The following is a 12,862-nucleotide window of genomic DNA, read 5'->3' as shown; positions in this document are numbered from 1 at the left end:
TGGTCTTGATGAAGCGCCTCGCGGTCTCTCTCTTTGTTCTTTTGTTAGCCGCATCCCTGGTTAGTGCGGTTACGTACCCACTCCCCGGTGATACCTACAACAACATCGGGGTTCAGGGGGAGGTCATGATAAACCTGAACGTTACTATCGTTAACACCGCCCCATTCCCAAAGTTCGTGATTGTTAACCCGCGCTACGACTTCACGGTTTACAGGTTGAATAACGATGAGAAAGCCCGGGCTTTTCGCGTGGGCAATAGTAGTGTAGTCCACACCGTCTGGAACGTCCAGAGGACAACCCTGAACTACTACACCGGCTTCTGGATAATGCCCTACGAAACCGTTGTCGTCAACTTCAGGATAACGTCCAATTACTCCTATGTACTCCAAACCATGGATTACCGGACGGTGTGCGGCGACTCCGCCAAGATGACCTCCGTGGATTACAGCGGAAGCAACGTCAGCGGGATCGTGCAGGACCTCGACGATATAGCCGTTTTAAGCTGTGGTGTCATGTACCCCCAGCTCATAAACACCCCAAAAGTTATTTACATGAGGAGCATGTTCCCGATCCTCGATGGGTACATCAAGATCCTCGGGTACGAGGGGGACGTTACCTTCCGCCTTACCAACGTTCCAAACGACGCTGGGGTCTTCAACACCTTCTTCGCCGCTTCGATACCCGTCATCTTCGACGGGGCGGAGATGGCGAACTTCACCCCCAACTACACCATGACCTACAGGCAATACATGGAGGAGTTCGTGTGGAGATACAGGGGCCTTAATCCACCTCAGAAGGGCGAAGCACAGAATCCTCCGGTCATGTCCGGAATGTTCCAGCTTTCAAACAGCTTGATAAGCGGGGTCTCCGTTGGGGTCCCGGAGCTTAAACCGTCCAAGCGGGTGGATTTTGACTTCCCGGTTTGGATAATATTCATGGGCAAGGGTGTGGATATAACCTACCACGTTAGCTGGAAGACGGAGGGACGGTGAGCGTTTGTGATGGATGAGAAGAAAAAGAAGAAAGCCGTCTCGTGGATCGATGAGATATTGAGCGGCGAGAACGAGGCCCTTGAGGGCGTGCTTAAGGGGGGTAGTGAGACTGAAGAGGAGAATCTTCCGCCCGTAAGGGAAAAAAAGAACATTGGCCACGACGAACCATTAAATCGTCCCTCTCCGGAGGAATCCGTGAACAGTGTTCCAACGGGGGCGAACTTCCTGGAGGAGATACTGTCGGGTGGAGGTGGAGCACCCTCCCGAGAGGAGAGAAGGCCTCCCGAGGAGAAGAGCGTGCCATTCGCAGGGGAAGAAACGGCCCGGCCTAAAGAAAAAGCGGTAAATACTGAACCAAGCGGGGCAAGTTTCCTTGAGGGCATACTAACAAACGAGGAGAAAGTCCCGTTCCAAGAAAATGGAATCCCCGCCCAAACGAAAAAACCTCAGCCTAAAGAAGGTGTGGTAAGCACTGAACCAACTGGGGCGAGCTTCCTGGAGGGTATACTGGCCGGTGAGGGGAGAACCTCGCTTGGAGGCGGTGGAATACCAAGCACGGGGGAAAAAGCCCCTTCCAGAGAAGAAACCGTTGGTAATAGGGCAACTGGAACAACTGGATCTGATTTTCTGGGTGGGATACTGGCAGGAGGGGGAAATCCCCCTGTAGGATCCGGGTCAACTTCAAGGACTGGTAGCTCGACCCTTCAGGGCATACTGGGCTCTCCGATTCGCTCTGAGGGGATGAATTACGCTGGGAAAGCTAAGGTACTTGATGCCTACGGAAACGTTCGTATACTCCGCGTGAAGGGGGAGCCTGTTCCCATATACGAGATACGTCTACCGAAATTGAGTAAAGAGGAAGAAGCACTCCTCAAGAGGATAAAGGACAGGGCGATAACGGAACTCCAGATAGACCCGACGGCTTTTCCAAATCTTGAGGAACGCAGGCGCGTCTTCATGAACGCCGTTAGAAGGATGATCAAAGAGGAGGTGCCCCATTTTTCTGAGGGAAGAATCGAGGTCCTTGCCGAGATGATAGTTCAGTCCATGATAGGATACGGCAAGCTCGATCCCCTCGTCCGCGATGACAACCTCGAGGAGATAATGGTCATCGGAACGAACAGACCGGTGTACGTCTGGCACAGGCGCTTCAACATGTGCAAGACCAACATAACCTTCCCTGAGGAGAAGGAGATACTCAACATAATAGAGCGCATCGCGAGGGAGGTGGGCAGGAGAATAGACCAGCAGAGCCCGCTTCTCGATGCACGTCTTCCTGATGGGAGCCGTGTTAACGCGACGATTCCCCCCATCAGCCTCGACGGCCCGACGATAACCATCCGTAAGTTCAAGAAGGACCCCCTCACAATAATCGACCTGATAAAATACGGAACCATGAACCCCGAGATAGCCGCCCTGCTCTGGATGTTCGTCGATGGCCTTGGTGTAAAGCCCGCCAACATCCTCGTGGCCGGTGGCACCGGTTCCGGAAAGACGACCACCCTGAACTCCCTGGCGATGTTCATTCCCCCAAGTGAGCGTGTTATCAGCATTGAGGACACCGCCGAGCTCCAGCTGCCCGTTGAGCACTGGGTGAGGCTCGAAACGAGACCCCCCAACATCGAGGGCAAGGGAGAGGTCACGATGGATGACCTCGTGAAGAACACGCTCCGTATGCGTCCCGACAGGATCATAGTCGGTGAGGTTCGTGGTCCCGAAGCGAGGACGATGTTCACGGCTATGAACACGGGACATAATGGAGCATTGTATGATTTCTCAATAATACAACTATCTGATGGAAGATTTGAATTGATCGGTACGCTTTGTAACAGATTGTTCGAGAAGTACGGTGATAGAATAAAGAGGTACAGGGATATGGAGTACATTGAGCTGGAGGAGGGGGATCGCTTTAGCGTCGTCAGCGTCGGACCGGATTTGAAGTCAGGTTCCCACACGGTTTCCAAGATATGGCGGAGGAAGGTGAGGGAAGGAGAGAAGCTTGTGAAGATCACGACGAGAACCGGAAACGAAGTTATACTCACGAGAACCCATCCATTCTTTGTGTTCTCTGAGGGTGACGTCGTTAGGAAGGAGGCGGGGAAGCTAAGGGTTGGGGACAGGGTTGCGGTGATGATGAGACCCCCAGATATGTCCGAAAGAAAGTACAGGATCCCCCTGGAAGCCTACTCCGGGATTAGTGACCACTACCTCGTCCCCGGTGAGAGTGGAGATGGGGCTATGGAGATTAGGGGGAGATACTACAGGAAGGTTAGAAACGAAGGGGTACCCCCCGAGAACGCGGAGTACCTCATCTCGACTAACTCATCACCGGTAAAGATTGTGAGGGAACTTGACGGGGAGCTTGCGTACATCGCTGGGGTTATACTGGGAGATGGGTACCTCTCCTCAGACGGGTACTACGTATCTGCAACGTTCGATGACGAGCAGTATATGAAGGCTTTCATAAACGCCGTGGAGAAGTACCTTCCAAATTCGAGACCTGTTGTAAGGGATAATGGGACGAGTAAGACCGTAACCTTTGGCTCCAGAATATTTGCGGAGATGCTTTCAAGGATCTTCTCAATTCCCAGAGGCAAAAAGTCGGAGAAGTGGACCGTTCCTGACGCAGTTCTTCACAGCAGAGAGTCCATAAGGTACTTCCTGGCGGGTCTCTTTGACGCGGATGCCTACGTGGATGAAAGGGGTCCTTCCATAATGTTGATAACAAAAAGCGAAAGCGGTGCGAGAAAGGTATGGTACGCCCTTCAAAGACTCGGTATAGTAAGCGTGGTGTCAAGACAGAGGAACCGGGGCTTTAAGGAGGGCCACATATTCAGGGTCATAGTGAGAGGGGTTGAAGATCTTAGGAAGTTCTACGAAAGCGTTCCCCTCAACAACGCCAAACGCAGGAGGGCACTCAAGGCCATCTTGGAGAACAGGAAGAAGTATCGCGGGAACCATGTTTATCGTATACCAATTTCAAGCAAGATGATAAAGCCACTCAGGGAGAGATTGAACCTAACCGTGGCAGAGCTTTCAAGAATGGCGTCTGTCTATGCCGGGGAAAAGGTTTCAGAAAGCTTAATTCGGCACGTTGAGCACGATAGGGTATCCGAAATCAGGCGTTCCGGCCCTCAAAGGAATAGCGCTGGCCATGCAGAGGGTCGCCGAGGACGTCAGCGATCGGGATGCATGGGCGCTGGCAAAGAGGCTTGAGCTTCTTGCCGAGGGGGACGTTTACTGGGACGAGGTTGCGGCCGTTGAAGAGGTTGAACCAAAGGAGCTCGGCATAGAGTACCTCTATGACCTTACGGTTGATGAGCATCACAACTACGTCGCAAACGGCATTTTGGTCTCTAACTGTATGGGCACGATTCACTCCAACAGCGCGAGGGAAACCATAGTCCGCCTCGAGAGCCCACCTATGAACGTTCCGAGGATAATGATACCTGCCCTCGACGTCATAATAATGCAGGTCAGGTTCCACAGCAGGAAAAAGGGAACGATAAGGCGCATTACGGAGATCGCAGAGGTATCGGGCATGGAAGGGGAAAGCGTCCAGCTGAACAAACTCTACAAGTACGACCCTGCCAAGGACGAGCTCGTTCCCACGGGGGTTCCGAGTAGAACGCTCAATACGCTCGCCCACCATACTGGAATGAGCGTCTCCGAACTCGAGCTCGAGAAGGAGAAGCGCAAGTTGATCCTTGAGTGGATGATAGAGCGGGGCATCAGGGGCATTGATGAGGTTGGTTACTACATAAGGCAGTTCTACATAGACGAGGATGCCCTCCTCAAGAGGATTGAGACCGAGAGCAGTACCGAGATCAGCGAGCAGATTAAGAACTTGGTATAAAGGTGGTGACCGTGGGCATCGTTGATGATACCGTCGACTTTCTAAGATTTTTGATTAAAAAAATGAACGAGCTCTTGGAACGAATCCCCGGTGGTAAGAGTGTCCGCGAGAGGATCGGATCCATCAAAGAACTACATCAGGGAATCCGAAGAAGATCCCTGGCAGAGCTGGAGAAGGAATTGGAGGAGATGCTTAAACGGAGAAAGGAGGAGATAAAAAATCCTTTTTCCGAGAGATTCGCCGAGGCTATACTGCGCTACTTTAAAGGTCCAGTTGACAGGCTTACAAGTTCATTGCGGGGTTTGGATAAGGATCTCTATAGAGCCAACATACTGATGCCCAAAGAGAAGTACGTTGCGCTCATGCTCGGAGTGGCGATTTTTGCTGGGATATTCGGATTCCTCTTTGCTTACCTTCTATACATGCCGATCGATACTTCCCTGTTAATAGGTCTCCTGAGCTTTATGGGCGGTTTCATGTACATGAGGTACTACCCGAAGACAGTGTGGAAGCGCAGGGTCGTCGAGGTGGAGAGGGCCTTACCCTACGTCCTGAGGCATATGGCATCGCTCCTTAGCGCAGGGGTTGGTATCTCCGAGGCCATCCTGTCGGTTGCCAACGCCGACTACGGTCCCATCTCCGAGGAGTTTGAGCTTATAATACGGGATATGAGGACGGGATCTTCCTTTGAGGACGCCCTCTCCAAGTTCGATGAGAAGATGGCCTCTGAGAACATCAGCCGTGTCGTCAAGCAGATACTCAGGGCAATAAAGTTCGGTGGGAACCTTTCCGATATCCTCTACAAGATGGCCGAGGATTTCTCCTTTGAGTACAGGATGAAACTTATGGAATACGTCCAGAAGGTTAACGGTATAGCGTTCATCTACATGTTCATGACGATAGTCATGCCCACTATGTTCGTCGTTGGGATACTCGCCAGCTCGGTGATGAGTCAGGCACTCATAATGCCCCCCGGGACCCTGGCCATCATACTGCTTTTCGCCTTCCCGGCGCTGTCGTTAATAATCGTCAACATGATCAAGAAGGGAGAGCCGAGGTGAGGATGATGGCTGATGGAGTGTTCGGAGTGTTAACACAACTCATCGAAAGAATAATCCCCAATCGCTGGATAAGACGTTATGACTTCTTCATTTATTCCGCTGGTATAAACTTTTTAGCTGCAGAGTATCTTTTACTGGCACTTATAGTTGGAATAATTGGTGCACTTATAGCCTGGCTGTTTTCTAACGTTCTCTACGCTGGAGTGACGTTGATAACGCTCTTTGCTGGAGTGGCCTTTGGATACCCCTACTGGAGACTCACCAAGCGCCTTGATGAAATGGAGAAAATGATTCCGGACGCGTTTTTCTACCTCGCCAGCTCCCTCAGGGCTGGAATATCCTTCTCGGAGGCTCTGGAGGAACTGACGACGGCGAAGTTCGGGGCTCTAACGGAGGAGTTCAAAAAGACGGTTTCCGAGATAAAGAAGGGCCGCCCAACCGTCGATGCACTCCGTGCTTTCGCGCTCAGGAACCGGAGGTCCTCGGTTATCTACCGCTCCATGATGATAATCATAGAGGCCCTCGAGAGGGGCGCGCCAATGAGCGACGTGCTGGCCTACGTTGGAAACGACGTCAGGGAGGTGCTCAGGATAAAACAGGAGAGGAAGGCCTCCACGGGGATGCAGGTGATGTTCTTCATAGTAACCAGCGGCTTTGTGGGCCCGTTGATACTGGGCATAGTGACCCAAACGATGATCGCGATGAACACAGGGAGCATGGCTTTCCCTGTTGGTTCAGTGAAGACAATACTCCTGGCTTTCGTGGCCATTCAGGCGGTAGTTTCTGGACTGGGAATCGGGGTAATAAGAGAAGGGAAGTACTCAGCGGGCATAAAATACGCCCTGATGCTTGTGACGATGGGAGTGGTGATATTTCAGGGGGCCTCAGGCCTCAATATCGGAGTCTGAGACCTCCTCCCCCTCTGCGGCTTTCTGGACGTCCACCACTTCCACATCGAAGATCAGCGTCTTTCCGGCGAGGGGATGGTTGAAGTCGAGGGCAACGTTCTCCCCTTCGACCTTTGCTATCTTCGCTATCCCTGAATCTGTCATGACGTACATGCCCTCCATCGGCTCGAGACCGGCTTTTGTGAACTCCTCTTTCGAGACGTTGATGACGAGCCCGGGATCCGGCATGCCGTAGGCCTTTTCGGGGGGCACCGTGATAGTCTTCTTCTCCCCGGGTTCCATTCCTATCAACGCCTCATCGAGGCCCGGTATTATCTCGCCGACCCCGACGTTGACCCCGAGTGGGCCGTATTCTCTCTCCTCAACGTATATCTCGTTTTCCCTGGCGATGTCCTCGTAACTCGTGTCAAAAACTTCACCGTTCTCAAACCTGCCCACGTAGTGGAACACCACAAAATCTCCAGCTTCAATCTTCATTTCCTTCAGCTCCAAAATTGCTTTCAGAGACCGCTTGGTCCGGTGCCTTATAACGGTTTTGGTGTTTTCAATTCCCTTCCGGTTTTGCCGGAGTTCTCCCCTTAGCTCTGATAAATGAAAGAAACGGAGGTTGACCTCACTCCTCCGGGAGGATGTAGTAGACGTAATGGGGGCTGTTAGTCACCTCGTCTATGAAGACCACCGTTCCTGTTTTTGGGGGTTTGAGATAGTGAACCTCTCCCTTCCTGGTCGTCACCGCCGCGAAGGCGTCCCCCTTCCGCACCCTGTTTCCGACGTTCGCTATCAGGGTTTTCGTGTAGCCCTCCACCGGGAGGAGCATCAGCTCATCCCCCTTCTTCAGATGTATCCTCGTTCTCCCGTCTGGAAGGACGAGTATCGCGTCCTTTATCATCTTTCCTTCGGTTCTGTCGACGTAGAGGTAAAAGCGGTCGTAGACCTCCTTTCCCAGTACCTTCGCCTTTTTCGTGTCAACGAACTCCGGAACGGCTTCGTTCTCCCTCACCCAGACCTCAACGTTCCCGCTTATGATCACGCAGTCCCTGGTCACCCTCCCCTCTTTGATGCATTCGTCGGGGGAAACTTCCACGTAGAGCCTCGGAATCTTCTCCATCCCCACCACCACCTTTTACCTGGGGGTAAAAGCTTTTAAACATGTCCTCTTCATGTTTTCCGGTGGAAATGTACACCCGGGCAAAGCTCCTGATCCTCTTTGGACTGCTGTTTTCACTGATGACGCTGATGATTAACCACAGCGCCACGACGTCGGAGGTTCACCAAAGGGGGGAGGCCCCATGGGCGGGCGTTCTTCTGGAGGTTCTTGCGATTGTGGGTCTCTTCATCCTCCTCGGTCTCTTCCTCGAATGGAGGGACCCCTTCAGGCGGGACGATTGGGGCGGTTTTGGGCTGTCGACTTACCTCCCCCTCGTGATCGCCGGTGCTCTGGTGGGTCTCATCTTCCTTGGACTGTGGTCACCTTCCCCGTCGCCTTTTCCGCCCAACAACACCAGCGGCTTGGTTAACCTTTCATCCGCTCCCCCCAATTTTTCACGGCCCCCAACGTACCACAACGACACCCGGTTGGCGGGGGCTGGGCTTTCCCTCCCTTTCAGATACATCCTTTACGCTGTTTTCCTCGTCGCTATAGCGGTCTTTGCCTACGTCGCCGTGGTTCAGTATCGCGGGCTCCTGTGGAAGAAGGGGCGGGAGGAGATGAGGCTCAAAGCGGAGCTCTTCGATAAAAAACTCGATGATCTCGGCCTCGATGCCTTTGAAAACCCAAGGGAGGCCATCGTGGGAATCTACAGGAACGCCGTCCTCTGGCTGGAGTACCTCGGCATCCCCTACGAGGAGAGCTGGACCCACTGGGAGCACGCCAGGCACGTGAAATACATGCACGACGCCTTCGTTGAGCTCACGAGGCTATTCGAAAAGGCCAAATACGCCCCCGAGAAAATAACGTGGAAAGACGCCGAGAGGGTCCTCGAAGTTTACCGGACGATGAGGAGGGGCGTGGATGAGGTTTAGTCCTGCTGCAATAGCGACGGTTCCCCTCATCATCGCCGTTATAGCCGGCTCTTACTTGGTCAGGTGGCTCGCGGTTTTGGTGCTGGGAGCTTTCCTGGCCTTTGTCCTTTTTGGCTTTGAAATACGCATCTCCCTGCCAAGAAGAGGACGCGAGTACAATGTCAGAAGGAAAACCGATATCGAAAGGGTTGCAACCCTCATAGAACGCGCCAGAAAGGGGAGGGTCGCCCGTTCCCTCATCGAGGAGAAGGTTGTGGGGATATACGCCCTCCTCTCCGATGACTACAGCCGGACTTTTCACACCCTCATCTCCGAGCCCAACGAGGCCATAAAAATCCTTCGCTCGGACGGGGACTTTCTCGATAACCTCGAAAAGGCCCTGGAAATAGTGGAGGAGGATCTCTATGAGGATAGAAGAGGTAAGCTCGAAGGGTAACGCCGTCCTGGATGAGGTTAGGAAAGCCATAGTGGGAAAGGACGAGGTGCTGAGGCTCATACTGACGACGATCCTGGCCGGTGGGCACGTACTCCTGGAGGACCTGCCCGGCCTCGCCAAGACGCTCATGGCGAAGAGCTTTGCAACGGCCCTTGGGGTTAAGTTCAGGCGCGTCCAGTTCACGCCCGACCTGCTGCCGAGCGACATTCTCGGCGTCAGCGTCTTCAACCAGAAGACCCTCGAGTTCGAGTTCAAGAGGGGACCGATCTTCACGAACGTCCTCCTCGCGGACGAGGTCAACCGTGCGCCCCCGAAAACGCAGTCTGCCCTCCTCGAGGCGATGCAGGAGATGCAGGTCACCGTTGAGGGGAAGACCTACGAGCTGGAGAGGCCGTTCATAGTCATGGCAACCCAGAACCCGATAGAGCAGGAGGGAACCTATCCCCTACCCGAGGCCCAGCTCGACCGCTTCCTGGTTCGTTTGAGGGTCGGCTATCCAAGCAGGGAGGAGGAGATCGAGATACTCCGCAGGAGGATGGCCAGGAAGAAGGAGGAGGTCGACGTAAGGCCCGTCTTGACCCCGGAGGAAGTCATCGAGATGCAGAGGGCCGTAGAGGACGTTTACGTCAGCGACCCCATCCTGGAGTACATAACGGACGTAGTGCTCGCCACGAGGGATAACAGGAAGGAAATAGAGGTCGGGGCGTCTCCGAGGGGAAGCCTTGCCCTGCTCAGGCTTTCGAGGGCCTACGCCGCCCTCCAGGGAAGGGACTACGTGATTCCGGATGACGTGAAGGCGGTCGCGGTTCCAGCTTTGAGCCACAGGCTCATCCTCAAGAGGGAGCTGTGGTACACCAGGGTCAGCCAGGAGCGCGTAATGGAGAAGCTCCTCGAGCGCGTTCCGGTTCCCAAGTTCGAGTGAGGTGAAAGGGTGCAGGTCCAACCCCCACTCTACGGTTCCACCTACGTCGAGGAAAGGGAAGAAGAACCCGTCGATAGGATGCTCCCAACGGAGAAGGCGGAGGAGATTCTCCTCGCGCTCTGGCTAATCGTCATGTTAGCCTTCCTCCTCCTGCGCTGGGAGATGACGTATCTGACTCTTCCGATAATATGGCTCCTGTTCTTGGCGGTGTTCTTCTTCAAACCGAGCCTTGACGTTGAGGTCGAGCGCGTAGTCCCCCACAGCCGTTTCCTCGAGGGGAGCGAGGTTGAGATAACCCTCAGGGTTAAGTCCCATGAGAGGATACCCACGTTGAAAATCACGGAGGACGTGCCACCTGGACTGGAGCTGGTGGGGGGACGGAGGGAGCACGTCCTGTCCCTCCAGCCGGGAGAGGAGAGGGAGATACGGTACAAGGTCCGCGTTAAGCGCGGAATCCACGAGTTCAACTGGGTGAGGCTGAGCTACCGCGACCCCTTCGGCTTCTTCAAGGTTGACAGAAAGGTTGAACTTTACAGCGAGATAGTGGGGGTTCCAATAATAACCGACGTTCCGACGCCCTATTCGACGCGGGGGACCAAGATAACCGTCGGTCCCCTGCCGAGCCCGAGGGTAGGTGAGGGGGTTGAGTTCCACGCGGTAAGGGAGTACCAGCCCGGGGACCCGCTCAGGATAATCAACTGGAAGGCCACCGCGAGGACGGGGAGGATAATGGCCAACGAGTACGAGAGCGAGAGGAAGGTCGACGTCATCTTCATAGTTGATGCCTCCTACACCGGTAGTCTCGTCTTTGACCACCTCATCAGGGCGGCCGCCTCGCTGATGCTCAACGCCCTCAACAACGGAACCAGCTTCGGCCTCCTGCTCGCGGAGGACGTCCCCCTCTGGGTTCGCGTTGACTACGGCAAGAGGCACTTCTTCAAGTGCATAGACTTCCTGAGCACCGCAAAGCCCGACAGGAACAACATGATAGCCTACCAGGTCGAGCACCTGATAAGGACGCGCTTTCCGGCCCGGGCCCAGCTCCTGTACTTCTCGCCCCTCCTGACGGAGGAGAGCAGGGAGGCCCTCAAAACAATGGCCCGCTACGGTTACAGCGTGGTGGTCGTAAGCCCGAACCCGTACACGGCAGTTAAACCTAAGAACCGTGAGGAGGAGCTCGCCCTCAAGCTCCTCTCCCTTCAGAGGGAGGCCACGCTGATGAAGATGTCCTCCTACGGCATCATCGTCGACTGGGACGTCAGGAAACCCCTGGAGGCGGCGATAGCGGAGGTGGTTGGTCTGTGAAGATTAATAGAAGACTTTACTCCCTTGTGCCCGTGGTCCTCCTCTTCGTCCTCCTCGGAATGCGCGACGTCAGAACGCTCCTGCTCGTCCCCCTGGCGCTCATGGCCGTTCAGTGGTACTTCATGGGCGTGCTCTTCCTGGTAACGACGGCGGCCTTTCTCATCTACACCCGGACAGGTGGGTTCTACGGCCTGACCGTGATGGCTCTGACGGTTCTCACGATCGAGATGGGATACCTTGATAGAGAGCGCGCTCCGATGAGGCACTACCTCATCCTGACCCTGGCGGTTGTCATGGCGTTTCCGACCTACGCCCTGATGGCGATGCTCTCGCCGGTTCTCCCGAGGTTCGAGGTGACGGCCCTCGCGGCGCTCCTGTTCGTGGTGCTGTACCTCTTCGCCCGGCTCGCGGTCTCTTAGACGCTCCAGCTCCCCATCTTTTTGAGCACTTCCCTCGCCCTCTCCAGCCCTTTTTCAACGCACTCCTCTATGTTCTTTCCCTTCGAGTACATCGCTAAAAAACCGCCCGCGAAGGCATCCCCGGCGCCGGTGGGATCCACGATTTCTTTCGGGCTTATCGGAAGCGCCGGGAACTCCCGGGACGTTCCGTCGTAAACCAGAACGCCCCTCTCGCCGCGCGTTACGACGATGAGCTTCGCTCCCCAGTCGTGGAGTATCTCCGCGGCCTCCTCCACCGTTTGGGCCTTGGTTATGGTCAAGGCCTCCCTCTCGTTGGGGAACAGCACCTCCACCTTTGAAACTATCTCCCGCATAAGCCCGGTTTTTTTCTCGTAGCTCTTCATGTACGTTGGGTTGAAATCGAGGCTTATAATCCTGCCCTCGAGCCTCTTCACGGCTTTGAGTTGCTCCTCCGGTGGGATCGGGGCTATGTGAAACACCTTTGCGCTCATGTAATCCTCCGGAATCGGGGTTTCGCCCATGTTCCTGGCCACGCCCATCTCAACCGGAGAATCGACGCTCCCGTCCTCGTGGTATATCACGTGGATGTGGATGGTCTTCCCCGGCAGGATCCGGACACCCCTGATGTCGAGGAGCGAGGAGAGCCTTTCGAGCCATTCCCGCGGGAAGTCTTCACCAACCTTCGTTACCAGACCCACCTTCGCCCCCGCCAGGGCCGCCGAGGTGGCCACGGCGGCCGCCGCGCCACCCGGGTACAGCACCTCTTCTTTGCCCGGAAACCTGATGTGGTCTATAGAGACGTGTCCGAGAACTACGAGGTCGAGCTTCATTGGCATCACCGGCGTCGCTTTTCGAGCACTTATCATGACCCTTTAAGCGATTTCCGGTTTGAGTAATAGCTTTTTACCGTTTCGTTTAGATGTCCATCGAAAAGGTTAAAA

Annotated in this window: 11 protein-coding genes and 1 pseudogene; 9 read left to right on the top strand and 3 right to left on the bottom strand. The window is 54.6% G+C overall.

The annotated features are described in order from the left end of the window. The first annotated feature begins 8 nt into the window (after positions 1-8). The 4 genes and pseudogenes from A3L02_RS07295 to A3L02_RS07280 all read left to right on the top strand — a co-directional run bounded on the left by A3L02_RS07295 (position 9) and on the right by A3L02_RS07280 (position 6,817). The gene (locus tag A3L02_RS07295) at positions 9-992 is read left to right on the top strand and encodes a hypothetical protein (RefSeq protein ID WP_088863294.1); all 984 of its coding nucleotides are present in this window, start codon (positions 9-11) and stop codon (positions 990-992) included. A 546-nt stretch (positions 993-1,538) separates the two neighbouring features. After that, positions 1,539-4,848, top strand: a pseudogene (locus A3L02_RS07290) (ATPase, T2SS/T4P/T4SS family). 11 nt (positions 4,849-4,859) lie between these two features. Further along, positions 4,860-5,909, top strand: a complete 1,050-nt coding sequence (locus A3L02_RS07285; protein WP_088863293.1) for a type II secretion system F family protein — start codon at positions 4,860-4,862, stop codon at positions 5,907-5,909. A gap of 5 nt (positions 5,910-5,914) precedes the next feature. Further along, positions 5,915-6,817, top strand: a complete 903-nt coding sequence (locus A3L02_RS07280) for a type II secretion system F family protein (protein WP_204247185.1) — start codon at positions 5,915-5,917, stop codon at positions 6,815-6,817. Here A3L02_RS07280 and A3L02_RS07275 read toward each other — a convergent pair. Beyond that, positions 6,794-7,294 (bottom strand): FKBP-type peptidyl-prolyl cis-trans isomerase, encoded by a 501-nt coding sequence (locus tag A3L02_RS07275; protein ID WP_088863291.1) that lies wholly within the window; start codon positions 7,292-7,294, stop codon positions 6,794-6,796. The two genes, A3L02_RS07280 and A3L02_RS07275, sit on opposite strands and share 24 nt — an antisense overlap. A 136-nt stretch (positions 7,295-7,430) precedes the next feature. Continuing rightward, a complete protein-coding gene (locus A3L02_RS07270) occupies positions 7,431-7,925 on the bottom strand; it encodes a DUF2118 family protein (protein WP_088863290.1) in 495 nt (164 codons plus the stop codon). A gap of 68 nt (positions 7,926-7,993) precedes the next feature. Here A3L02_RS07270 and A3L02_RS07265 point away from each other — a divergent pair, with 68 nt between their 5' ends. The 5 genes from A3L02_RS07265 (at position 7,994) to A3L02_RS07245 (ending at position 11,921) form a co-directional block, all read left to right on the top strand. Further along, positions 7,994-8,839 (top strand): DUF4129 domain-containing protein, encoded by an 846-nt coding sequence (locus tag A3L02_RS07265; RefSeq protein ID WP_237268658.1) that lies wholly within the window; start codon positions 7,994-7,996, stop codon positions 8,837-8,839. Next, positions 8,829-9,275, top strand: a complete 447-nt coding sequence (locus A3L02_RS07260; protein ID WP_088863289.1) for a hypothetical protein — start codon at positions 8,829-8,831, stop codon at positions 9,273-9,275. The genes A3L02_RS07265 and A3L02_RS07260 overlap by 11 nt, the downstream gene beginning before the upstream one ends. Further along, a complete protein-coding gene (locus A3L02_RS07255; RefSeq protein ID WP_088863288.1) occupies positions 9,244-10,197 on the top strand; it encodes an AAA family ATPase in 954 nt (317 codons plus the stop codon). The genes A3L02_RS07260 and A3L02_RS07255 overlap by 32 nt, the downstream gene beginning before the upstream one ends. Before the next feature lie 78 nt (positions 10,198-10,275). Then, positions 10,276-11,502, top strand: coding sequence for a DUF58 domain-containing protein (locus A3L02_RS07250; RefSeq protein WP_088863858.1), 1,227 nt, complete (start codon positions 10,276-10,278; stop codon positions 11,500-11,502). Further along, positions 11,499-11,921 carry a hypothetical protein gene (locus tag A3L02_RS07245; RefSeq protein ID WP_054834428.1) on the top strand — a complete coding sequence of 141 codons (423 nt, stop codon included), beginning with the start codon at positions 11,499-11,501 and terminating at the stop codon, positions 11,919-11,921. The genes A3L02_RS07250 and A3L02_RS07245 overlap by 4 nt, the downstream gene beginning before the upstream one ends. On the opposite strand, the gene A3L02_RS07240 is transcribed toward A3L02_RS07245, so the two are convergent. Beyond that, positions 11,918-12,751: a carbohydrate kinase family protein gene (locus A3L02_RS07240; protein ID WP_088863287.1), complete on the bottom strand. Its 834-nt coding sequence runs from the start codon at positions 12,749-12,751 to the stop codon at positions 11,918-11,920. The two genes, A3L02_RS07245 and A3L02_RS07240, sit on opposite strands and share 4 nt — an antisense overlap. Positions 12,752-12,862 lie beyond the last annotated feature (111 nt).

The sequence above is a fragment of the Thermococcus celer Vu 13 = JCM 8558 genome (assembly GCF_002214365.1).
GTDB classification, from domain to species: Archaea; Methanobacteriota_B; Thermococci; order Thermococcales; family Thermococcaceae; genus Thermococcus; species Thermococcus celer.
This window is presented reverse-complemented; position numbering and strand designations above follow the sequence as displayed.